The 22,592-nt window shown below is 72.3% G+C and carries 23 protein-coding genes; 9 read left to right on the top strand and 14 right to left on the bottom strand.

The genetic code is table 11. The features are described from left to right. Window positions 1-26: 26 nt before the first annotated feature. Complete coding sequence (locus Q8S40_RS23005; RefSeq protein ID WP_305672277.1) at window positions 27-269, top strand: DUF2783 domain-containing protein; 243 nt, start codon at window positions 27-29, stop codon at window positions 267-269. Here the strand turns inward: Q8S40_RS23005 and Q8S40_RS23010 are convergent. From Q8S40_RS23010 to Q8S40_RS23060, 11 genes are all read right to left on the bottom strand, one after another. After that, the gene (locus tag Q8S40_RS23010) at window positions 228-914 is read right to left on the bottom strand and encodes a DUF2939 domain-containing protein (protein ID WP_305672278.1); all 687 of its coding nucleotides are present in this window, start codon (window positions 912-914) and stop codon (window positions 228-230) included. The genes Q8S40_RS23005 and Q8S40_RS23010 overlap by 42 nt on opposite strands. A 467-nt stretch (window positions 915-1,381) precedes the next feature. Continuing rightward, a complete protein-coding gene (locus Q8S40_RS23015) occupies window positions 1,382-1,984 on the bottom strand; it encodes a hypothetical protein (protein WP_305672279.1) in 603 nt (200 codons plus the stop codon). Beyond that, complete coding sequence (locus tag Q8S40_RS23020; RefSeq protein WP_305672280.1) at window positions 1,981-2,997, bottom strand: MlaD family protein; 1,017 nt, start codon at window positions 2,995-2,997, stop codon at window positions 1,981-1,983. Before Q8S40_RS23020 ends, Q8S40_RS23015 begins: the two co-directional genes overlap by 4 nt. Then, window positions 2,997-3,782 carry an ABC transporter ATP-binding protein gene (locus tag Q8S40_RS23025; RefSeq protein WP_304814416.1) on the bottom strand — a complete coding sequence of 262 codons (786 nt, stop codon included), beginning with the start codon at window positions 3,780-3,782 and terminating at the stop codon, window positions 2,997-2,999. Before Q8S40_RS23025 ends, Q8S40_RS23020 begins: the two co-directional genes overlap by 1 nt. After that, window positions 3,779-4,864, bottom strand: coding sequence for an ABC transporter permease (locus Q8S40_RS23030; RefSeq protein ID WP_304814414.1), 1,086 nt, complete (start codon window positions 4,862-4,864; stop codon window positions 3,779-3,781). The genes Q8S40_RS23025 and Q8S40_RS23030 overlap by 4 nt, the downstream gene beginning before the upstream one ends. A 46-nt stretch (window positions 4,865-4,910) precedes the next feature. Next, entirely contained in the window at window positions 4,911-6,191 is a 1,281-nt protein-coding gene (locus Q8S40_RS23035) for an NAD(P)/FAD-dependent oxidoreductase (protein WP_305672281.1), read from the bottom strand. A gap of 165 nt (window positions 6,192-6,356) precedes the next feature. Next, window positions 6,357-7,103: an RNA methyltransferase gene (locus Q8S40_RS23040; RefSeq protein ID WP_305672282.1), complete on the bottom strand. Its 747-nt coding sequence runs from the start codon at window positions 7,101-7,103 to the stop codon at window positions 6,357-6,359. Between the two features lie 44 nt (window positions 7,104-7,147). Further along, a complete protein-coding gene (locus Q8S40_RS23045; RefSeq protein WP_305672283.1) occupies window positions 7,148-8,299 on the bottom strand; it encodes a 2OG-Fe(II) oxygenase in 1,152 nt (383 codons plus the stop codon). A 95-nt stretch (window positions 8,300-8,394) separates the two neighbouring features. Continuing rightward, window positions 8,395-9,414, bottom strand: a complete 1,020-nt coding sequence (locus tag Q8S40_RS23050; RefSeq protein ID WP_305672284.1) for an Ldh family oxidoreductase — start codon at window positions 9,412-9,414, stop codon at window positions 8,395-8,397. 23 nt (window positions 9,415-9,437) lie between these two features. Continuing rightward, the gene (locus tag Q8S40_RS23055) at window positions 9,438-10,418 is read right to left on the bottom strand and encodes a tripartite tricarboxylate transporter substrate binding protein (protein ID WP_304814406.1); all 981 of its coding nucleotides are present in this window, start codon (window positions 10,416-10,418) and stop codon (window positions 9,438-9,440) included. A gap of 74 nt (window positions 10,419-10,492) precedes the next feature. Beyond that, window positions 10,493-11,371 carry a methyltransferase domain-containing protein gene (locus tag Q8S40_RS23060; RefSeq protein ID WP_305672285.1) on the bottom strand — a complete coding sequence of 293 codons (879 nt, stop codon included), beginning with the start codon at window positions 11,369-11,371 and terminating at the stop codon, window positions 10,493-10,495. Between the two features lie 198 nt (window positions 11,372-11,569). On the opposite strand from Q8S40_RS23060, the gene Q8S40_RS23065 reads away from it, so the two are divergent. Beyond that, window positions 11,570-13,459: an AI-2E family transporter gene (locus Q8S40_RS23065; protein ID WP_305672286.1), complete on the top strand. Its 1,890-nt coding sequence runs from the start codon at window positions 11,570-11,572 to the stop codon at window positions 13,457-13,459. An 81-nt stretch (window positions 13,460-13,540) separates the two neighbouring features. On the opposite strand, the gene Q8S40_RS23070 is transcribed toward Q8S40_RS23065, so the two are convergent. Then, entirely contained in the window at window positions 13,541-14,575 is a 1,035-nt protein-coding gene (locus Q8S40_RS23070; protein ID WP_305672287.1) for a YeiH family protein, read from the bottom strand. A 192-nt stretch (window positions 14,576-14,767) separates the two neighbouring features. Between Q8S40_RS23070 and Q8S40_RS23075 the strand changes: the two genes are divergently transcribed. Beyond that, window positions 14,768-15,955, top strand: a complete 1,188-nt coding sequence (locus Q8S40_RS23075; RefSeq protein ID WP_305672288.1) for an MFS transporter — start codon at window positions 14,768-14,770, stop codon at window positions 15,953-15,955. On the opposite strand, the gene Q8S40_RS23080 is transcribed toward Q8S40_RS23075, so the two are convergent. Then, the gene (locus Q8S40_RS23080; RefSeq protein ID WP_305672289.1) at window positions 15,945-16,820 is read right to left on the bottom strand and encodes a helix-turn-helix transcriptional regulator; all 876 of its coding nucleotides are present in this window, start codon (window positions 16,818-16,820) and stop codon (window positions 15,945-15,947) included. The genes Q8S40_RS23075 and Q8S40_RS23080 overlap by 11 nt on opposite strands. A gap of 85 nt (window positions 16,821-16,905) precedes the next feature. Between Q8S40_RS23080 and Q8S40_RS23085 the strand changes: the two genes are divergently transcribed. The 6 genes from Q8S40_RS23085 to Q8S40_RS23110 are packed head-to-tail and all read left to right on the top strand — an operon-like array spanning window position 16,906 to window position 21,189. Further along, a complete protein-coding gene (locus Q8S40_RS23085; protein WP_304814397.1) occupies window positions 16,906-17,607 on the top strand; it encodes an ABC transporter permease in 702 nt (233 codons plus the stop codon). Then, a complete protein-coding gene (locus Q8S40_RS23090; protein ID WP_305672290.1) occupies window positions 17,607-18,329 on the top strand; it encodes an ATP-binding cassette domain-containing protein in 723 nt (240 codons plus the stop codon). The genes Q8S40_RS23085 and Q8S40_RS23090 overlap by 1 nt, the downstream gene beginning before the upstream one ends. A gap of 15 nt (window positions 18,330-18,344) precedes the next feature. Further along, entirely contained in the window at window positions 18,345-19,169 is an 825-nt protein-coding gene (locus Q8S40_RS23095; RefSeq protein ID WP_305672291.1) for a substrate-binding domain-containing protein, read from the top strand. A gap of 37 nt (window positions 19,170-19,206) precedes the next feature. Next, window positions 19,207-19,860: an HAD family phosphatase gene (locus Q8S40_RS23100; RefSeq protein ID WP_305672292.1), complete on the top strand. Its 654-nt coding sequence runs from the start codon at window positions 19,207-19,209 to the stop codon at window positions 19,858-19,860. A gap of 46 nt (window positions 19,861-19,906) precedes the next feature. Continuing rightward, window positions 19,907-20,269, top strand: a complete 363-nt coding sequence (locus Q8S40_RS23105; RefSeq protein WP_305672293.1) for a DUF423 domain-containing protein — start codon at window positions 19,907-19,909, stop codon at window positions 20,267-20,269. Further along, window positions 20,266-21,189 carry an SAM-dependent methyltransferase gene (locus Q8S40_RS23110; protein ID WP_305672294.1) on the top strand — a complete coding sequence of 308 codons (924 nt, stop codon included), beginning with the start codon at window positions 20,266-20,268 and terminating at the stop codon, window positions 21,187-21,189. Before Q8S40_RS23105 ends, Q8S40_RS23110 begins: the two co-directional genes overlap by 4 nt. Here Q8S40_RS23110 and Q8S40_RS23115 read toward each other — a convergent pair. Continuing rightward, a partial coding sequence (locus Q8S40_RS23115) for an MDR family MFS transporter (RefSeq protein WP_371136879.1) occupies window positions 21,186-22,592 on the bottom strand: 1,407 nt, incomplete at its 5' end. The genes Q8S40_RS23110 and Q8S40_RS23115 overlap by 4 nt on opposite strands.

A 22,592-nucleotide genomic window follows, 5' to 3' on the forward strand; every position in this document is an offset into this window, starting at 1 on the left:
GCCCTCGGCCAGGTGGAGCACGCCGCATGAAGCTGGACACCACGCCCCGGCTGGCGGACCCGGATGCGATCTTCGCCTTGCTGGTGGAGGCGCATCGCGGTCTGGATCCGGCCGCCTCGCGCCGGCTGGATGCCAGGCTGGTGCTGATCCTGGCCAATCACATCGGCCACGATGCGGTGCTGCGCCAGGCGATCGCCCTGGCTCAGCACCCTGCCGCCCCGGACGGATCAGCGCAGGGCGCTGAACCGCAGCGGCGGCAGGGCGGGTAGCGGCTCGCGGTTTTCCATCCGCACGCCGGTCACCTGCCAGCGCGGTGCCGGTGCCGCGCCGGTCAGTTCGATCTGCAGGCGAATGGGGGCGACGCTGCCCTCCAGCGCCATCTCGAAGCGGGTCAGGCCGGTCGGCACGGTGCTGCGCAACGCCTGTGCCGCGGCGCCGGCCGGTATGCCGCGGGCCCGGGCGACCTCGGCCAGGGCGGTGGGGCTGGCCCAGGCCGCGGCGATGTCCTCGGCCATGCCGGCGAGGAAGGCACGCGCTTCCGGCGTGCGATCGCCCCCGGCGGCATGTGGCAGCAGGGTTTCGCGCAGCGTGGCCTGCACCGCCGGCAGATCCAGGTGCCGCGACATCTGCGCGCCGTCGCGTGCCTCAAGCGCCTGCGCCAGGCCCCAGGCCGTGGCGTAGGGGCTGCTCATCCAGCCGAGGGCGAGCATCGGCAGCAGGACCAGCGCGGACCAGACGCGGCGCGACCGGCCCGCGCGGCGCGGTGCCGCGGCGCCGCTGGCCGCCACCGGCGACGCAGCCATCGCGGGCCGGGGCGCGGTGTGCCGCACCGGTGCGGGTGCCGGATGGCGCGAATCATATTCCGCCCAGACCTCGTCCCAACTCGCCGCCGCGCCAGCTTCACGTGTGCCCACAGTCGCCTCACCAGCTAAAATTGCGCCGCTTTCCGAACAAGCAGGAAAGACAACCTTAAGTTGCGACGCAACTTATGAGACGTCCTTTCGGAGGTTACGCCGCAGCCCCGCCAAGGCAGGGTCGCCGCTTCTCTCCGCCAGAGACGAATCAGGTTCGCTTTCCGCTTCTCGAGAATGAGGCCCAAGTGGTGGGAAAAGGATTAACGAGACACGCAGTGCTGTGTCTTTTCTGGGATTGGTCCCGTTATGTCCGCGGAGTCCCAGAATCGCAGAACCGGCGCGCGGCGCAGGGCCATGGTCAACAGAGCGTGAAATCAGACCCGGGGCCGCATGGCCCGCGCAGCGGCCCGCCGTGTGGCCTGCAAGCTCTCAGGGAGATGTGCCGCCAGGCGGCCGGCAGCAGACGGGTTCTGGAGCGTACTTCCCGCCTGGATGGTGGCAGGCGACCGGCTGCCGCCCGCTGACCCTTACCGCGCCAGCGACGCCAGCCGCGTCTCCAGGCTGGCGATCGCCACCGCCAGCGCCTGCGCCATGGCCAGCGCCATGGCCGGCGCTTCCGCATCCGGCGCCAAGGGCGCCTCCCCGGTCACCGCCAGCGTGTCGACGACGCGCGACGCCAGGCGTTCCTCCCGCAGCAGCACGCCGGAAAGGCCCGCCCGGGCGCGGCCGAAGCTGGGCAGCACCTCCAGCGCCGTGAGTTGCAGTTCCAGCACGAGGTCGGCATCCGCTCGGCTCCCCTGCGGCACCACGGCGGAGAACAGGCCGGAGGATTGCAGCCAGGCCCGCAGCGCGGCATCGGCCAGGTCGGCGGGCGGCGCGATCCATTCCTCATAGACCAGGATTTCATAGGACCCATCCGGCCGCACCCGCCGCAGGCCGAGATCCTGCAGCCCCGGCACGGACCGCACCCGCCGCACCAGCAGCACCGGCGCCCCGGGCCGCGCGCCCTGCCCCGCGCTCCGCACCGGTGAAAGCGGATAGCGCCGCACCGGAACATTCGGCCGGTCGGGGAAGATGGTGCAGCCGGCGGCCAGCAGCGGCAGGGTGGCAATCAGGGCACGACGGTTCATCGGCGGCGATCCGGGGTCGGCGGCGCACCGAACAGCATCTGCGAGGGGGAGCTTCGCAGCTGCTCGGCGGTGGCCCGCAGGTTGGCGGTGGTGGCGCGCAGGTCGATCAGGATGGGCAGCAGTTCCGCCTGGACATCCACCGTCGTCTCCCGCGCCGCGCGCATGGTGCGTTCCATACCCTCCACCGCGCCGGGCAGGCGTTGTGCCGCCCGGCGCAGCTCCGCCGCCGCGCCGGAGGCATTGGCCATCGCGCCGCGGATTTCGGGGCCGTTCAGCAGGGTGCGCGCATCGGCGGCGGCGGAGCGGAATTCATCCAGCGCGCCGGCCAGGTCGCCGCCCTCCACCGCCGTCCGCAGCAGGGTCATGGTGGTCGCGGCCTCCCGCAGCACCTGGGCCAGGTCGCCGTCGCTGGTCTGGCGGTTCAGGTTGGACAGCAGGCCCGCGATGTCGTTCGAGATCTGGTCCACCGGCAGGTCCGCCAGTCGCTGGATCAGCAGTTCCGCCGCGTTGGTCACCTGCGCGACGGTGGAAGGCACGCCCGGAATCACCGGATACAAAGGCTGCCAGGGCTGGGCCGTGACCGGAAAGCGCTGCGGGCTGACGAAATCCAGCTCCAGGTAGTTCACCCCGGTGATGCCCTGCGCCGTGATGCGCGCGCGCAGGCCGAGCCGCACCGCCTCATCGATGTCCGGCGTTTCCCCCACCTGCCGCAGATCCAGGCCGAAGCGCAGGAAAACCCGCTGGAAGCCGGCGGAATAGGGCATGCCGGCCGGGCGCGGATATTCCGCGGTCACCAGGCCGATCTGCGTCACCCGCCCGACCGCCACGCCGCGGTAGCGCACCGGCGCGCCGACATCGAGACCCTGGACCGATTCCTCGAAATAGGTCTCGAACATCTGGGTGGCCTGCAGCCCCCGCCCACCGGCCAGGAACAGCACGAAGGCGACCGCCAGCACGATGCCGACCAGCACCAGCGCGCCGACGCGCGCATAAAGGGCCTTGCCGGAGGGCATCACGCCGCCTTTCGCAGGAAGAAGGCCTGCACGGTCGGGTGGGGGCTGTGGTCGCGCAGCGCGCGAGGGTCGCCTTCGGCAATCATCCCCTTGGCTTCCTTGTCCAGCATGATGCAGCGGTCGCCGATGGCCAGGATCGAGGCCAGTTCATGCGTCACCACCACGAAGGTCGTCCCGAGTGAACGCGACAGGTCGCGGATCAGCGCATCCAACCCGGCGGAGGTGACCGGATCCAGCCCGGCGGAGGGTTCGTCCAGGAACAATATGGGCGGGTCCAGCGCCAGCGCACGGGCGATTCCGGCCCGTTTCAGCATGCCGCCGGAAATCTCCGACGGCAGCTGGTTGGCGGCGGCCGAAAGCCCGACCAGGCCAAGCTTCGCCCGCGCCACCTCCCGCCGTGCTTCCGGCGGCAGGGTGGTGTGCTCGGCCAGCGGCATTTCGACATTCTCCAGCAGGGTCTGGGAGCCGAACAGCGCGCCCTGCTGCCACATCACGCCGATGCGCTTCAGCAGGCCGAGCCGCGCCGCGCCCTGCGTCGCCCAGATATCGGTGCCGAGGATGTCCACCTGGCCCTCGGCCGGCGGCACCAGGCCGATCATCAGCTTCAGCAGGGTCGATTTGCCGCAGCCCGATCCGCCGAGGATGACGAAGACCTCGCCGCGCCGCACATCGAAGGTGACGTGGCGGAACAGCACGTTGCTGCCGAAGGCGGCCGTCAGGTCCCGCGCCTCGATCACCGTGGGCGCGTCAGGCCCCGGCGCGTCCTGGTCCAGCGCCTCGCTCACAATCCCAGCCTTTCATACAGCACCGCGAAGATGCCATCGAGCACGACGATGGCGACGATGCCGCCGACCACCGCCGCGGTCGCCGCATCGCCCACCGCCCGCGGCCCGCGCCCGGCGCCGAGGCCGGCGCGGCAGCCGACCACCGCGATCGCCAGGCCGAACACCGCCGCCTTGAACAAGCCGCCCAGCAGATCCTTCAGGCTGACGAAATTGGTCAGCTGCTGCGCCACCGTGGTCATGGTGAAGCCGAGCAGCGCCATCACGAAGGCCATGCCGACCAGCCCCGCCAGGGTCAGCACCAGGGACAGCACCGGCATTACCAGCATCCCGGCCAGCACGCGCGGCAGCACCAGCAGCGCCATCGGGTCGATGCCCATGATGCGCAGCGCCGCCACCTCCTCATTCACCGTCATGGTGCCGAGCTCCGCCGCGTAGGCAGATCCGGTGCGCCCGGCCAGCACCACGCCGGCCATCAGCGGGCCCAGTTCGCGCAGCAGGGAAATGCCGACCAGGCTCGGCACGAAGACCTCCGCGCCGAATTGCCGCAGCGGAATCGCCGATTGGAAGGCCAGGATCACGCCCAGCAGCGACCCCAGCAACGTCGCCAGCCCGAAGGCCCGCGTGCCGGCCTCATCCAGGTGGCGCAGCAATTCCCGCGCCCGCAGTCGCGCCGGACGGATCAGCGTGGCGAGCCCGACCACCAGCAATTCGCCGAGGAAGGCCATCCATTCCACGCCGCCACGCAGCACATTCACCACGCGGCGGCCGACGCCCGAAAGCGGCGAGAAGCGGTAGGGCACCACCTTCGGCCTGGGTGCCGCCAGCGCGTCCCGTACCCGGTCCAGCACCGCCACCACGCCGGGGCTGGCACCCTCGATCCGCCCGCCCTCGGTGGCTGATTGGGCGGTCAGCAGCAGGGTGGCGCCGGTGGTGTCCACCGCCTCCACCGCCGCCAGGTCCAGCACCAGCGGCGCGCCAGGCTTGCGCGCCTCCGCCATCAACTGCGTCCACAGCGAGGCCGCCGCCGGCGTATCCAGGCGCCCGGACAGGCTGACCACGCGACCGTCCGCCGCCTCCCGCACCTGCAAGCTGTCCGCCAGTATCCCGCTCCTCGACCGTACCGTGACTTTACCGCAACGCGGCAAGTGCCGCTTCGGCTGCAACCATGCCGGATTGCCAGGCACCGCCGACCGTGCCGGCCAGCCGGGCATCGCAGGCCTCCCCCGCCAGGCAGAGGCGGCCGCCCGCCAGGGGCTGCGCCAGCAGGCCGCGCGCCGCGGCGCGGCCTGGGCGGGCATAGCTGTACACGCCCCGGGCCATCGGGTCCCGCAGCCAATTTGTCACGATCGGTTTCGGCGCCAGGGCGCGCGCGGCCTGATGGCCGAAGCGGCGGGCCACCTCGGCGCGCATGAAGGCCTCCAGCGCCGCATCGCCCTCCGCCTCCAGCGCCGCCGCGGCGTCGCCGCCGACATGGCAGGCCAGCAGGTCGCGGCCGAAGGGCCGGGCGCTCATCGCCACCAGCGCCTCGCCCGGCGCCACCTGGCGGTCGATCGAGCAGAATTCCGGCAGGCCCAGCGCATCCGCGCCGCGAAAGCCGACCTTGGCCACCTGGCCGAGCGGCAGATCCGCCGCCGCCTCCAGCACCGCCACCGGCAATGGCGGATCGAAGCGCAGCGCCTCCGCCGCGATCAGGCTGCTGGGCAGGGTGGCGATGACGGCGCCGGCGCGGATGCTGCCGAAGCTGCCATGTGCGACAGCCTGCGCCCCGCCCCATTCCAGCCGCTCGACCATGGAGAAAAGCCGGATCGGCAGGCCTTCCGCCAGGCGCGTGAACAGGGTGCCGATGCCGGCTTCCACCATCATGTTTCGGCCATTGAGCGCGGTGCCGGCGAAATCCGCCAGGCTCAGCCTCTCCAGCGGCGCGGCGGCGATGATGTCGCCCTGCCAGGCGGCGACCGTCGCATCCCACGGCCCGCCCTGCGGCACCGCCGCCGCCACGCTGCAATCCTGCCCATTGGCCGCCCCGCCTGCTGCGGCGCGCGCCAGCACCGCGGCCTGGAAGGCCTCCCAGGCGGCATCATAGCCGGCGAGCTCGGCCGCCGAGGCCGGGCGATCCCCCACCAAAGTGCGTTCGTGCCGCAGCGCATCGGAATCGGCCAGGGCGAGGCCCAGCGCACGCGCCAGCGGCACCAGCGGATTATCCGCCGCATTGTGCAGCCAGGCGGCGCCGAGGTCGAAGGGCAGGCCGAGGCGGTGATCCGTCACCGCCCGCCCGCCGACGCGGTCCCGCGCCTCCAGCACCAGCACGCTGCGGCCAGCCTGCTGCACCGCCCGCGCGGCGGCAATGCCCGCCGCGCCGGCGCCGATCACCAGCACATCCGGCTGAATTTCAGCGCAGGAAGGTTGCACCTGTGTGCCCCTCAGATCTGCCACTGGCACGCCACGGGCGTGACGGGCACCGCGCATCCGCGCGGCCCGGCTTCGCCGAACGTGCGGCGGGTGCCATCCGGCACCTCGGCCCCATGGGCCGCAAGCCGGGACATTCTGCCGCAGATCCGAGCCATCCGGCCGTGCTCAGGCTGACATGGCGTGCAGCAGCACCGCGGCGGCAACGGCCACATTCAGGCTTTCCACCTTGCCGCTGCCCGGCAGCGTCACCCGATGGGTGCAGGCGGCCGCCGTCAGGCCCGGCAGGCCGATTTCCTCATTGCCGAGTGCCAGCACGAAGGGCTTGCCACGCGGCAGCGCCTCGGGCGGCATGCCGCCGGCGGCCACCGCGGCGACGGTGGTGAATTTCGGCGCCAGCGCCCGCAGCCCCACGGCCGGATCGGGCAGGCGCCACACCTCCAGATGCTCCAGCCCGCCTTCGGCAATCCGGTAGGCGGCATCCGAAAGTCCCGCCTGGCGCGGGTCGCCGGACAGCAGCATGCCGGTGCAGCCGAAGAAGGCGGCGGAACGCGCGATGGCGCCGAGATTGTGCGGATTGCCGATGCCATCCAGCAACGGCAGCACCGGTGCGGTGAGCAAGGCGGCGGGGAACGGACCCACGCCAATTTCAGGAATGGTGCGCGGCACGGCGATGGCGACGACGCCGCCATGGTGTTCCGTGCCGGCGATACGAACCAGTTCCTCCGCCGTCACTTCGCGGTAGGGGCGGCGGCTGCGCGCCATCAGGGCGCAGAGCGGGCCGACCTCGCGCCGCCTGGACTCGGTATAGAACATGCGCAGCACCGCATCCGGGCGCACGGCGAAGGCGGCGGTTGCGGCGGCGGGGCCGCACAGGCGGTCGAGGTCCGAATCCCGCCAGCCGCGCACCGGCACCTGGCCGGGCTCGACCGGGGGGCGCGGGTTGCTGGATGGGCGGTTCAGGCCGCGCCGGTCGTCTCCGCCCGCATCGGCTGGTGGGCCTCCGCCGAATCCGCCGCGGAAGCCGCCTCTTTCTGGTCCAGGAATTTTGCACCCTCCTCGCGAATGGCCGCGGCCGCGTCATCATACAGGAACGGCAGGAAGGCGTATCGCCGCCCGCGCGTCACCGGGCGCGCCTCATGCAACAGGGAGCAGGAAAACACCACAGCCCCGCCGGCCGGGGCCTTGTAGGTCTGCGGCCCGAATTCGGGGAAACTCAAATCCCCGCCCTCATATTCGCCGGTGTTGAGGTTCATCGTCACGGCGAAGCGGCGATGCGCGGTGGCCTTGGTGGTGTTGTCCCGGTGCGCCCGGAAGAAGCCCTGATCCGCCGCATCGTAGCAGGCCACGACATAGCGTTCGAGCCTTGTGACATTGTACTGGAAGGCACGGCGGATTTCCGGGATCAGGCGGGCGTTCAGCCGGGCGCGGATCTGCGCGCGCAGCGCCTCATCCGTGATGAAGGCGTCCTTCCGGCGCTTGTGGCCGGGGTCCATCACGCCGACCGTCCGCCCGCCCTCATCCCGCATGAAGCCGCTTTCGCCGCCACCCACCGCCTCATATTCCGCGATCAGCCGGCGGCAGAAATCCGGCTCGAAGATGCGCGGCAGCACCAGGATCGGCGCGTGGGTGGGCACGCCGGCATGGTCCGCGGGCGGCGGCAGCGCGGCGAGGGTCGCCATCGCCTCCGCCCCCTGCTCCAGGCCCCAGACGCCGAAGACGCGCAGCATCGGGTCCAGCAGCACCCAGCCGGGGCGCAGCGCGCCATCCGCCCCCTCCGCGCGGAAGGCGCGGCGGGCGCTGCCGTCATCATCCCACAGCACGCGCCGGCCGGGGCCATCGGTCATCCGCCCGGCAAGCTCATCCTCCGCATCGGTGCCGATCACCAGCAGATAGGCGTGGTCGAGCCGCAGCAGGCCGGCATGCGGGGTGATGGCGGCGGCCAGCCGCTGCGCCAGCCCGGGCTGCGCCAGCAAGCCGGGGATCAGCACCATCAGCCAGCGTCCGGCGGTGGTGTCGAAGGCGAAGCGCGGATTGCCGGCGGCGCGGGCATGGAAGGACGGGATGGGTTCGCCCGGCGTCACGCCCGGCATCCGGCTCGAATTCGGCATGGCGGCGGTTTCCGTCCTGCATGGGGCGCCAGCCGGCAACCCGACCAGCCCTTGGCCAAATGACGCCCGCATGAACGCTGCGTCATGTTTCGGCCTTATGCCATCGGCGCGGCCTGTTGCGCCAGGGTATGAAGCTGCGCCAGCAGCGCCTCCGGCACCTCCAGCCCTTCCGCCGCGGCATGCGCGGCAAGCCCGGCACGGCGGCTGCCGGGCAGGCGCACGCCGGGGTCGCCCTGCATGGCGGCAAGCAGGAATTCGATGCGCTCGGCGAAGCTCGCCTCCCCGGCCAGGGCGCCAGGGTCGATCGCCAGCAGCGTGTGGCCGAGGCGTGGGCGATTGCCCTCCGTCGTGAAGAAGCTGTCCGCCTCGAAGCCGAAGGCGGCGCCGGTCAGGGCGCAGCACAGCAACTCCACCACCAGCGCCAGCAGCGCGCCCTTGCTGCCGCCCATCGCCAGCATGGCACCGGACAGCGCCGCATCCGGGTCCGTCGTCGGATTGCCATCGGCATCCAGCGCCCAGCCGAGCGGGATCTTCTTGCCGGCCTTGGAGGCCAGCATGATCTTGCCGCGCGCGACTTCCGACAGCGCCATGTCGATCACCAGCGGCGCGGCATTCTGGCGCGGAAAGGCGGCGGCCACCGGGTTGGTGCCCATCAGCGGCCGCCTGCCGCCCGGCACCGGCATCGCGGCGGGCGAGTTGGTGAAGGCCAGCGCCACGAAACCCTGCCGGGCCAGCGCCGCCACCGGCAGCCCCATGGTGCCGGCATGGTTGCTGTTGGTGATGCCGAGGCAGGCGACGCCATGCGCGCGCGCCCGCGCCGCCGCCTCCCGCACCGCCAGGTCCAGCGCCGGATAGGCAAGGCCATGCCGCGCATCGATCAGCGCCGCGCCGCCGCGTTCCGCCACCACCGCCGGCACCGCCGCGCCATCCGCCCGGCCATTGGCCAGGAAGGCGGCGTATTGCGGCACGCGGGACAGGCCATGGCCGCCCTGCCCCTCCGCCTCCCCGGCCACCAGGGCGCGGGCGGTCAGCGCCGCCATGGCGGGGTTGGCACCGGCGGCGGCCAGCGCGGCGGTGGCCAGGGCTTCGGCTTCGGCAAGGGTCAGGCGTGGCATGGTGCGGCGCTCATCCGGCAGTTTCACGCATCGGGCTTGATCCCGGCCTCCGTGACAAGGGAGGCCCAGCGATCCGTCTCCGCCCGGACGAAATCCGCCGAGCGCGCGCTGTCCCAGCCGAGCACCTGGAAGCCGCCCTCCTGCGCCCGCCTTGTGGTCTCCGGGTGGTGGATGGCGGCCAGCACGTCACGCTCCAGCCGCGCCTTGATCGCCGCCGGCACCGCCGCATTGGTCAGCACCGCGGTCCAGTTGGTGATCTCCAGCTCCGGCACCCCGGCCTCCCGCACCGTCGGCACATCGGGCACCAGCGGGTGGCGCTCCGCGCTGGTCACCGCCAGCGCGCGCAGCCTGCCGCCGCGGATCTGCGCCAGGCATTCCGGCAGGTTGGAGACCATCAGGTCCAGATTGCCGCCGGCGAGGTCGGTCACCGAGGGCGCGCCGCCGCGATAGGGCACATGCACAATGTTGTCCCCGGCGCGGGAGACGCGGCGGAACAGTTCCAGCCCCAGATGCGGCGGGGACCCGGTGCCGGAGGTCCCGCCATTCAGCGAACGCTCCCGCGCCAGCGCCACCAGCGCCTGCAGGTCCCGCGCCGGGCTGCGTTCCGCATTGACCACCACCGCCAGCGGCAGCGAGCCCAGCACGGACACCACATGGAAGGCGCGGCGGAAATCATAGGGCGCGTTGGGGAACAGCGTGGCGTTCACCGCATGGGTCAGGGTGATGGCCAGCAGCGTGTGGCCATCCGGCTCCGCCTTCGCCGCCAGATCGGCGCCGATCAGGGCGTTGCCGCCGGCGCGGTTGTCGACCACCACCGGGCGGCCCCAGGCCTCGCCCAGCCGCTGGCCGACCAGGCGCGCCATGATGTCGGTCAGCCCGCCTGGCGGGAAGGGCACGATGTAGCGCGGGTTGCGTTCGGGAAAGGACTGGGCGCGGACGCCCAGGGGGAACAGGCCGGTGGCGAGGCCGAGGCCAAGCCCAAGGGCGGTGCGGCGGTGCAGCATGAAACCTCCCATTGCGTCTTGATGCGCGTGGGAAGTGTGGCAGCAGCGGTCGTGCCTGGCGCAACAAAAATGGCTCAGGCCGGCCGCACCTCCAGCGCCGCATGGCAGATGCGGTCATCCTCCGGCGCCCGCCCGATCCCGGGATGCGCCCCGCCCGGCGGCAGTTGCGGCAGCGGCCAGACCAGCCGCTGGCTGGCGCGGGCGGAAAAGCCGGCCGCGGCGAAGGCCGCCAGGATCTGCGACAGGCCGAGCTGGTTGCAGTACAGCCCGGCCCGCGCCACCGCCCGCCCATCCCAGAATGCCGGCCCGAAGCGCAGATGCCGCAGCCCGCCGCCGAGATGGTCGTGGAAATCCACCGCATGCAGGCCGAGGCCACCCGGTGCCGTCACCCGCCGCAGCGCCGCCAGCAGCGGCGCCAGCGCGTCCCGCCGCACATGTTCCAGCGCCACTTCGGAAAAGACCAGGTCCACCGAACCGGCCGGCACGGCGGCCAGCGCCGCCGGCCCGCCGACCAGCAGGCGGGCATTGCAGGCGGCCAGCACATCGGCGCGGTTGGCGCAGCCTGAGAGGTCGGGCGGCACCAGCCCGGCCTTGCGGGCGGCCTCCGCGGCAATGCGGTAGGGGGCGAGGTCGCGCGGTGCGGAATCCTCCACATCCAGGTACCAGACCGGGCCGAGACCCAGCGCGGCGGCAACCGGCGCACGCAGCACCATCGCGCCCGGCCCAACTTCCAGCACCGCGCGCGGCGCCCGGCCCGCCACCTCCTCGAAGCGCCGGGCGCGGCTGGCCAGCGGCTCCACCAGCCTGTCGGGGTCGAGCGCGCCGAAGGAATGGCGCCGCAGGCCGATGGCGCGCCAGGCGCCGGCCGGCACCGGCAGCGCACCCAGCGCCAGCTTGACGGTCAGCTTCACCCACCAGGGCGCGGGGGCGCCGGCGGCATATCCGGCCGGCACGGGCCGATCGACGGGCAATCCCGCAGGCGGCGTCATGGGCCTGGCCTGGGGCGGGCGCGGCGGATTAGACTCGGGGCGGGCGGGGATCATTGCGGTACACGGTAGCGCAATGCGCCGGCACGGAAAGCAACCCGGCGCAATGAACCAGAACGGTGCGACCGCGTTCCGGCTGCGCACAAACCCAGGACCACCTGCCGCATGCCCGATTTCCCGCCCGCCGCCGATCGTGGTGTCCGCGCCGCAGGCGTGCCGCAGAATGGCGCGACCATTGCCCAGGCGGCGCTGGTGGTGGTGGCCGTGCTGTATTTTGCCCGCGACCTGCTGGTGCCGCTGGCGCTGACGGTCCTGCTCGCCTTCGTGCTGGCGCCGATTTCCCGCGCGCTGCGCCGCATCGGCATTCCGAGGGTCGCCGCGGTACTGGCGGCCGTGCTGGCGGCGGTCGCGGTCATCGGCATGCTCGGCCTGGTCATAGGTCGCCAATTGGCGGAGCTGGGTGGTGACATTTATCTGTATCAGTGGGAGCTGACCCGCAAGCTCAACAGCATCAATGCCAGCGGCGGGCTGATCGAGCGCGCGCAGGACATGCTGCGCGGCCTGGCCGCGCAGGCCGAACGCGCGGTGCCGGAGCCGCGGCCCTCGCTGGATGCGAATGTCGTACACCCACTGCCGGTGGAAGTCCGACCGCCGGTTCCGAAGCCGTTCGAACTGCTGCAGAGCGTGCTGGCGCCGCTGATCTACCCGCTGGCCACCTTCGGCATCGTCGTGGTGCTGGTGATCTTCGTGCTGCTGTACCGCGAGGATCTGCGCGACCGGGTGATCCGCCTGGTCGGCGCACGCGACCTGCACCGCACCATGGCGGCGATGGATGACGCGGCCTATCGCCTGTCGCGGTACTTCCTCGCGCTGACGGCGATGAATGCGGCCTATGGCGTGTTCATCAGCGGCGCATTGCTGCTGATCGGCGTGCCGCAGCCGATCCTGTGGGGCATCGTCGCCGGGCTGATGCGCTACGTGCCCTTCGTCGGCACCATCGTCGCCGTCGCCTTCCCGCTGCTGCTGGCGCTGGCGGTGGAGCCAGGCTGGACCATGCCGGTGCTGGTGCTGGTGCTGTTCGCCTTTGGCGAGGGCCTGATGGGCCAGGTGCTGGAGCCGCTGGTGCTCGGCCGTTCCACCGGCATCTCGCCGATCGCCGTGATTGCGGCCGCCACCTTCTGGACCTGGCTGTGGGGGCCGATCGGGCTGATCGTCGCGGTGCCGCTGACCGTCTGCCTGGTGGTGCTGGGCCGGCATGTGGAGAGGTTCGAATTCCTCGACGTGGCACTGGGCGACCGGCCACCGCTCGACCCGCCGGAGACCTTCTACCAGCGCGCGCTGGCCGGCGATGGCGATGCGCTGACGGAACAGGCCGAGGACCTGCTGCGTGAGAGGCGCCTATCCGCCTATTACGACGAGGTCGCGCTGCCGGCGCTGGCCCTGGCACAGGCCGATGCGATGCGCGGCAGCTTCACCCCGGAACGACTGACCGCGCTGCGCGCCCGCGTCGCCACACTGATCGAGGATCTGGAGGAGGAGGTCGAGGACGACCAGCCGCCGGAACCCGCGCTGACCGAGGAGGCGAAGGACGCCTCCCCCAGCACGGTGGAGGTCCAGCCCCCGCCGGAGGTGCTGGTCCCGCCCGGTGCGGTGATGTGCGTGGCCGGCCGCGGCCCGTTCGACGAGACGGCGGCGGCGATGCTGGCGCAGATGCTGCGCAAGCGCGGCATCGGTGCGGTCGCGGCCCCGGTGGAATTGCTGCGCGGCGGCGACCTGACCGGCCTGGATGCCGGGTTGGTGCGTCAGGCCTGGTTCTGCACGGTGGAAGGCGGTGCCTCCGTCGCCGCCTCCCGCTACCTGCTGCGCCGCATGAAGCGCCGCTTCCCGGAAGCCCAGTTCGCCGCCTTCGTGGTCGGCGGCAGCACGGATGACCGGCTGCCGAACACGCTGCGGACGGAAGGCGTGCTGGCGGTGGAAGGGGCGCTGGCCGATGTCGGGCGCGTGGCGCTGCGGCTGGCGACCGCGCCCAAGGTGCCCGCCAACGCGACACAGTAGGCGACGCTACGCGCCGACCCAGTAGGCGGCGCTACGCGCCGACACAGTAGGCGGCGCTACGCGCCGACGCGGTAGCCGGCGCTAAACCCCGATCAGCTTCACGCCGGCGAAGGCGATGGCGGCGATCAGCAGGCTGAGCGCGATGCCCAGCGCCAGCGGCGCCAGGCCACGCGCGCGCAGCGCCTTCAGATCCGTGGACAGGCCGAGTGCCGCGACGCTTGCCGCCATCAGCAGCGGCACCAGGAAGCGGGATGCCTCGATGGCGAGGCCGGGCACCAGGCCGGTCGAGACGATGCCGACCATCACCAGGAACCACACGGCGAACCACGGCACCTGCACCTTCGCCGTGCCGCCACCCGCCGCCGCGCCGCGCGCCACCCACCAGCCAAGCGCCATGATGGCCGGCGCCAGCAGCATCACGCGGGCCAGCTTCATCACGGTGCCGGATTGCGCCGCCTCCGGCCCGCCCGCCGCCGCGGCACCCACCGCCTGCACCACCTCATGCAGGGATGCACCGGCCCACAACCCGTAGGCCAAGGCGGACATGCCCAGCGGCTCCGCCAGCAGCGGCAGCAGCACCAGGCCGACGGTGCCGCACAGGGTGATGACGGCCAGCGCGTAGGTGACATCCTCGTCCTTCGCGCGCACCACCTGGTTGGTGGCGACGATGGCGGACGCCCCGCAGATGCCGGTGCCCATGCCGAGCAGCGCGGCCAGCCCCGGCTGCACACCAAGCAGCCGGCCGAGCCAGATCGCCGCCGGCACCGTGACGCCCACCACCGTCACCGCCAGCGCCAGCGCGCCCGGGCCGAGCGCCAGCACCTCCGTCGCCGTCACCTGCAGGCCGAGGATCACGATGGCAAAGCGCAGCAGCGGCCGGATGGAGAAGGACAGTCCCGCATCCAGCACCGGCTGCCGACCCTTGGCGGAGCGCCAGGCCAGCCCGACCAGCAGCGCGATCACCACCGGATTCAGCGCCGCGATGCCGGACGCATTGCGCAGCCAGACGGAAGCGATGGCGATGACCAGGCACACCAGCAGGCCAGGCGCCAGTTTGCGCAGCTTCGCCACGCGGCCGGAAGGGCCGCCCTGTCCACCGGATGCGACCGCTGCCATGCCGAAAACTCCAACTCCGATCCGGCATCCGACAGCAGGATCATGTCGCGAAACCGGCCCCGAATGGTCGGCCCGTTCGGTATAGGCCCGGCCTTCCGCATGGCCAACCCGCCCCCAGGGGAAGCCCGAGTGGACAGCGCGGCGCATTCCCGGCATGCCGGATGCACCGCAACCGCAGGACTTGCCTGGGCCATGACCGACCCGCACGCGGATGCCACCCTGCTGCCCGCCGCGGTGGGGGTGACGCTGGGGGCGCAGGCGCTGGTGGTGCTGGCCTCCCTCGTGCTGCCGGTGACGGCGGCGCTGGTGCTGCCCGCCGCCGGGCTGCCGCAGGCGGCGGTCGGCTGGTATGCGGCGCTGCTGTTCGCTTCCGGGGCGGTGTCCACGCTGTTCACGCCGCAGCTGGTCGCGGGGCTCGGCCCGGTGCGACTGCACCAGGCGATGCTGGCCAGCGCGGCGGCCGGGCTGCTGGCCCTGGCGATCGCGCATCCGGTGGCGCTGGCGGTGAGCGCGCTGCTGGTGGGGGTGGCCTATGGCCCCGCCAACCCGGCGAGCTCGGCGCTTCTGGCCCGGCTGGCGCCGGCGCGGCTGCGCAACCGGGTGTTCTCGATCAAGCAGGTGGCGGTGCCGGTGGGTGGTGCCACGGCCGGGCTGGTGGTGCCGGTGCTGGCGGCGGGCTTCGGCTGGCAGGCGGCCTGCCTTGCGCTGGCTGCCGCGATGGGGCTGGCGATGCTGGCGGTGCAGCCCTGGCGCTGGCGGCTGGATGCGGGTTCGCTGGCGCCGCGCGGTGGCGGGCTGGGCTTTTCCGCGCCGTTTGCCGCGGTGCTGGCGGGCGGGCCGACGTTGCGGCTGGGGCTGGCCGCGCTGTGCTTCGCCTGCGTGCAATTCACCTTCTCCGCCTTCCTGGTGACGGTGCTGGTGACGGTGGCCGGCTGGAGCATCGCCGCCGCCGGGCTGACGCTGACGGTGGGGCTGCTGGTCTCCATCGCGGCGCGGCTGGCGCTGGGCTGGGTGGCGGACCGGGTGGCGCCTTCCCGGGTGCTGGGCGGGCTGGGGGTGGTGATCGCGCTGGCCTGCCTGGCCTGCCTGGGGCTGGGGCCGGCGACGCCCACCTGGCTGGTCTGGCTGGTGGCGGGGCTGTTCGGCTTCGCCGCCTTCGGCTGGAACGGCATCTGCCTGGCGGAGACGGCGCGGCTGGCAGCGCCGGGGCGGGTGGCGGCGGCGACCTCGGGCATCATGATGATGATCTATGTCGGCGCCTGCCTCGGACCCGCCCTGTTCGGCGCGCTGTTCTCGGCGACGGGCGGGCCGGGGGCCGGTTTTCTCATGTTGGCGGGGCTGGCGCTGGCGCCGTTGGGGTGGCTCAGGCTCAGGGGTTGAAGGCCACCTGCCCGGTCTCCGTGATGTCGTAGCCGCCCATCCGCGCGGCGCGGGCGGCGAAGCCGGCGCTTCGGGCGAAGCGGAACAACGCCTGCAGGGGCGGTTCGAAGTAGGCGCGGCGGCGCATCACCAGGTCGAACCGCTCCCGCACCAGGGGCACGAAATCCAGGCCGCGCGCGGCCGCCTCCGCACGGATGCCGAAGCCGGCATCGGCGCGGTCTTCCGCCACGGCGGCGGCGACCTCGTCCTCCGCCAAGGCGGGCTCGGGCAGGAAGCCGATCGCCTCCAGACGCAGCCCGGCCTCGGCCAGCAGATGCATCAGCAGCACATGGCTGCCGGCGCGCGGCTGGCGGCCGATGATCCGCAGGCCCGGCCGCGCCAGATCCTGCACGCGATGGATGCCGGAGGGATTGCCCGGTGCCAGCAGCAGCCCCTGTTCGCGCCAGGCCCAGATGATGCCGACCACGCCGCGTCCGGCCAGCAGGTCGCGCACCGCCGGTTCGTTGAAGGTGCCGGTATCGGGGTCCAGCAGATGCGTGGCGGCGGCGAGGGCCTGCCCCTCGGCCAGCGCCGCCAGCCCATCCAGGCTGCCGCCGGCCCGCAGCGCCAGGCCGCAGCCGGATTGGCGCACCGCCCAATCCAGCAGCGGGTCGTGGCTGCCGGCCAGGATCGGCAGCGGTGGCGCGGCCACCTCCCCGGCCTCGGCCTGTTCGGCCAGCCAGCTTGCCAGGCGGGCGCGGGGGAACAGCCATTTGCCGCCGATCTGCGCCGCCGGCAGGCGCCGGGCGCGGGCGAGGTCATACAGCGCACGTTCCGACAGGCGCAGCCAGGCGGCGGCCTCCTTCAGTGTCAGGACATCCGGCATATGGCGGCAATTTCCGGCAAATGGTGACGCCACATCGCCGACTGCCGCGGTTGACGTCAAGCCTCGCCATGGTCAGCCTGCCAGGATGAACGACCTGCACAGCGCCGTGGCGCAGGCGATAAGCCTGGTCGCCGCCGCCGACCCCACCCTGGCGCAGATCGTGCTGCTGTCCTTGCGGGTCAGCCTGACGGCGGTGCTGCTGGCCGCGCTGGTTGGCCTGCCGCTCGGCGCGCTGCTGGCGGTGGCGCGGTTTCCGGGGCGCGGCGCGGTGGTCGCGATGCTCAATGCGCTGATGGGGCTGCCGCCGGTGGTGGCCGGGCTGCTGATCTATCTGCTGCTGTCGCGCGCCGGCCCGCTCGGCGCGCTCGGCCTGCTGTTCACGCCGACCGCCATGATCATCGCCCAGGCGGTGCTGGTCGCGCCCATCCTGGCTGCGCTGACCCGCCAGGTGATGGAAGGGCTGTGGGAGGAGTATGCCGAACAGCTCCGCAGCTTCGGCGCCAGCCCGGCGCGGGCCGTACCCACTTTGCTGTGGGATGGCCGCTTCGCCCTGCTGACCGTGCTGCTGGCCGGCTTCGGCCGGGCGAGCGCGGAGGTCGGCGCGGTGATGATCGTCGGCGGCAATATCGAGGGGTTCACGCGGGTGATGACCACCGCCATCGCGCTGGAGACCAGCAAGGGCGACCTGCCGCTGGCACTGGCGCTTGGCCTGGTGCTGATGACGATCGTGCTGGCGGTGAATGCGCTGGCGCAGGGGCTGCGCGACCGCGGCCTGCGGCTGGCCTGATGCGCGCGCCGGACGCCATCCTGCCGCTGCGGGCGGAGGGGCTGGGCTTTGCCGCCGGCGGCGTGGCGGTGCTGCACGATGTGTCGCTGACCCTCGCGGCCGGGCCGCCGACGCTGATCCTCGGCCCGAATGGCGCCGGCAAAAGCGTGCTGCTGCGCCTGCTGCATGGGCTTCTGGCGCCGAGTGCCGGCGCGGTGCGCTGGGGCGGGCCGGCGGCCGATCCGCGCCGCCACCAGGCCATGGTGTTCCAGCGCCCGGTGCTGCTGCGCCGGTCCGTCCTGGCGAACCTACGCTACCCGCTCGCCCTGGCCGGGCTGGACCGTGCCGAGCAGGACCGCCGCGCGGCGGAGGCGCTGGCCCTGGTCGGGCTGGCGCCGCTGGCCGACCGCCCCGCGCGCAAACTCTCGGGCGGGGAGCAGCAGCGCCTGGCCCTGGCCCGCGCCGCGGCGCTGCGGCCGGAGGTGCTGTTCCTCGACGAACCCTGCGCCAGCCTCGACCCCGCCGCGACCGGCGCGGTGGAGCAGATCATCCAGGCGCTGGCGGCGCGCGGCACCAAGCTGGTGATGACGACGCATGACCTCGGCCAAGCCCGCCGCCTGGCCGGGGAGATCGCCTTCCTGCATCGCGGCCGGCTGCTGGAACACACGCCGGCCGCCCGCTTCTTCGCCGGACCCGCGACGGCGGAGGCCGCCGCCTTCCTGCGCGGCGAGCTGATCTGGTAACCGGAGGATCCATCCATGTTGCGTCGCCTGCTGCTTCTCGCGCTTCTTGCATCGCCACTGCCGCTGGCGGCGCAGGACCGGCACATCACCGTGGCCAGCACCACCAGCACGGAGCAATCCGGACTGTTCGGCCATATCCTGCCGATCTTCACGCGGGAGACCGGCATCACCGTGCGCGTCGTGGCGCTCGGCACCGGCCAGGCGTTGGATGTCGGCCGTCGTGGCGATGCCGATGTGGTCTTCGTGCATGACCGCGTGGCGGAGCAGCGCTTCGTGACGGAGGGCCATGGCCTGGCCCGCCAGCACGTGATGTTCAACGACTTCGTCATCGTAGGGCCGGAGGGCGACCCCGCCGGCATCACCGGGTCACGCGACACCGCCGCGGCGCTGAAGCGCATCGCTGAGGCAAACGCGCCCTTCATCAGCCGCGGCGACCGCAGCGGCACCCATGCGGCGGAGCTGCGGCTCTGGCAGCAGGCGGGCGTTGATCCGGCTACCGGTCGTGGCGGCTGGTATCGGGAAATCGGCCAGGGCATGGGGCCGACGCTGAACACGGCGGCTGCCCAGGGCGCCTATGCGCTGACCGATCGCGGCACATGGCTATCTTTCCGCAACCGCCAGGGTCTGGGCATCGTGGTCGAGGGCGATGCGCGCCTGTTCAACCAGTATGGCGTCATGCTGGTGAACCCGCAGCGCCATCCACATGTGAAGCAGGCGGAGGGCCAGCGCTTCATCGATTGGATCACCTCCCCCGCCGGACAGGCGGCCATTGCCGGCTACAAGATCAATGGCGAGCAGCTGTTTTTCCCGAATGCGGCGCAGGCCGAACCGGGCGGCTGAATTTGCTTGTCCGCCGCCAGCCCGGCATAGGCCGCCGATGCGCGACCCTGCCCGCCTCTGCGATGCCGTCATCTTCGACATGGACGGGCTGATCTTCGACAGCGAGGTTCTCTCCCGCGACGCCTTCCTCACCACGGTGCGGGAGCTGGGGCATAGCCTGACCGCCACGCATTACCTGGAGCTGGTCGGCCGCCCCTGGGCGCTCAATCGCGCGACCTTGCAGCGGCATCTCGGGCCGGATCGGGTGGAGCCGTTCCGGGTCACCTGGCTGCATCATTTCGAGGGGCTGCGCCCGCGGCTGGCGATGAAGCCCGGCGTGCGGGAATTGCTGGACCGGCTGGATGCGCTGCGCCTGCCGCGCGCCATCTGCACCTCCTCCGGCCATGCCGATGTGGCGGAGAACCTGGCGCTGCACGGGCTGCATGGGCGGTTCCATGCCGTGGTGGCCGCGGGCGACTATGCCCATGGCAAGCCGGCGCCCGACCCCTTCCTGCGCGCGGCCGACATGCTGGGCGTGGCGCCGGCCGCCTGCCTGGCGCTGGAGGATTCCCACAACGGCGTGCGCGCCGCGGCCGCCGCCGGGATGCGGACGGTGATGGTGCCGGACCTGCTGCCGCCGACGCCGGAACTGCGCGCCCTGTGCCACCACATCGCCGCGGATCTGCATGAGGTGCGGGCGCTGCTCGACTGAACGGACCAGACTGGCGAAGGGCGCGTCCTCGGCGTAGATGCGGGCCATGGCACGTCTCTGGATGGTTCTGGGCGCCCTGTCGGGGCTGATCGCGGTCGGCATGGCCGCCTATGCGAGCCATGGGCTGCCGCCGGAAACGGCCGCGCTCGCGAATACCGGCGCCTCGCTGCAGGTCTGGCACGCGCTGGCACTGCTCGGCTGCGGCATGCTGGCGGAACGCCGGCGCGGGCCACTGGTGCATCTGGCGGCGGGCTGCTTCGTGGTGGGCACGCTGGGCTTTGCCGGCGGGGTCTATGTGCGGGTGCTGACGGAAACCTCGCTCGGCCCGGTCACGCCGATGGGCGGCATGGTGCTGCTGGTCGGCTGGGGCATTCTGGCGGCTGCCGCAGCGCTCGCACCCGAGAAATGATCGCCAGCGCCTATCTCGCCGCCGAGGGCTTTGAGCACGATCTGGCCGAGGAGCTTCTGCGCGCCGGTCGCCGCGTTTCCGCCTGGCATGGCAGGCTGGCGCTGTCGCCCGACCCGCCCGGGGCGGCCGCCTGGGCGCTGGAGGTCTGGACGGCGCCGCAGGAAATCCCCGTCGCCTCCGTCAAGCAGGCCGCCGATGCGCTGCGCGCCATCCAGCGCAACTGGGCCGGCTACGCCGCCGCGCATCACCGCCGCAGCGCGCTGATCACCGAGAAACTGCCACCCGTGAAGGCGCGGCCGCTGGCCTTCCCAGAACCCGCACCCACCGGCCATCTCGGCGCCTGGACGCTGCTGGCGCCGGACCGGCTGCTGGCCAGCCCGGCCAAGACCAGCCCCTTCGTCAATGGCGAGGTCGCCTTCATCGAGGATCGCGAAGGCCCGCCCTCCCGCGCCTATCTCAAGCTGTGGGAGGCGCTGACGCGGCTCGGGCGCCATCCCGGCCCCGGCGAGACCTGCCTCGATCTCGGCGCGGCACCGGGCGGGTGGACCTGGGTTCTGGCAAAGCTCGGCGCGCAGGTGGTGGCGGTGGACAAGGCGCCGCTGGATGCCGCCGTCGCCGCCATGCCCGGCGTGACCATGCGGGCGGAAAGCGCCTTCGGGCTGGAACCTCGCACGGAGCCGAAGGTGGATTGGCTGTTCAGCGACGTCATCTGCTACCCGTCCCGCCTGCTGGGCCTAGTGCAGCGCTGGATCGCCGCCGATGCGGCGCGCAACTTCGTCTGCACGCTGAAATTCCAGGGCGAGACGGACCACGCGACGGCAGAGGCCTTCGCCGCCATTCCCGGCGCCGTGGTGTTCCACGGCGCGCACAACAAGCATGAGCTGACTTTTGCGAGGCTGGACCCGAACCGGCCGGGTTAAGTCGGGCCCGGCTTATGGCCGGAGACGCGCGCCGCCGCGTCCCGCTTCAGCCGCAGCGCCCCCGGCAGCATGGCCAGCATCACCAGCCCCGCCACCACGAAACCGGCCTGGAATTCGAACAACCCCGGCACCGTGGTGCCCTGCCAGGCCATTCCCGCCGACAGCGTCAGCGACCCCAGCACCACGCCCAGCGCCACCGAGAATTGCTGGATCGTCCCGGTCATGGCGGTGGCGGCCGCCAGCTTGTTCTGCGGCACATCGGCAAACGCCATGGTCGCCATGGAGGTGAATTGCAGCGACCGGGACAGGCCGCCCGCCGCCAGCACCGCGAAAATCGCAATCGGCGGCCAGGACGGGTCGAACAGCGCGCAGGCCGCCACCCCCGCCGCCGCCAGCACGGAATTCACCACCAGCACGTTGCGGAAGCCGAAGCGCCGCAGCACCGGGCGGATCAGCGGCTTCATCACCAGCGCGCCGAGCGCGGTCGCGAAGGTGACCAGCCCGCTGCCGGCCGCCGACAGGCCGAAGACCAATTGCAGAGTCAGCGGCAGCAGGAAGGGCAGCGCGCCGGCACCGATGCGGAACAGCGTGCCGCTCAGCATCGGCATGCCGAAGGTGGGGATCGACAGCAGCGAGAGGTCCACCGCCGGTCGCACCGCCTGCTTCGAATGCAGCACCGCCGCCACCGTCGCCGCCGCCCCCAGGCTCAGCACCGTCAGCGGCACCCAGACCGGCGCCAGGTCGCGCCCGATCGTCTCCAGCCCGGATACCAGCAGCGCCAGCGCCAGGCCCCACAGCACCAGGCCGCGCGTATCCAACGGGCCCGGGTCCTGCGGGTCCATCTCCGGGATGAAGCGCCAGACCAGCAGCAGGCCGAGCGCGCCGACCGGGATGTTGATCCAGAACACCGCGCGCCAGGACACCGCATCGGTCAGCAAGCCGCCGATCGGCGGGCCGAAGATCGGGCCAAGCAAGGCGGGCATGGTCAGCCAGGTCATCGCCGTCAGCAATTCCTCCTTGCTGACGCGGCGCAGCAGCAGCAGGCGGCCGACCGGCACCATCATCGCCCCGCCCAGGCCCTGCAGCACCCGCGCCGCCACCAGCGTGCCCAGACCCTGCGACAGCCCCACCAGGGCCGAGGCGCCGGTGAAGACCAGGATCGCCCACATGAAGACGCGCCGCGGCCCGAAGCGATCCGCCACCCAGCCGGAGACCGGGATGAAGACGCATAGCGCCACGAGGTAGGAGGTGATGGCGACCGACAGATGCACCGGGTCCCGCCCGAGATCCCGCGCCATGGCCGGCAGCGCGGTGGCGACCACGCTGCTGTCCAGATTCTGCATGAACAGCGCGCTGGCGACGATGGCCGCGATTATTCTCGGGTCGCGGGGCGCGACGGGGCG

The organism is Falsiroseomonas sp. (assembly GCF_030695085.1).
Lineage (GTDB): Bacteria > Pseudomonadota > Alphaproteobacteria > Acetobacterales > Acetobacteraceae > Falsiroseomonas.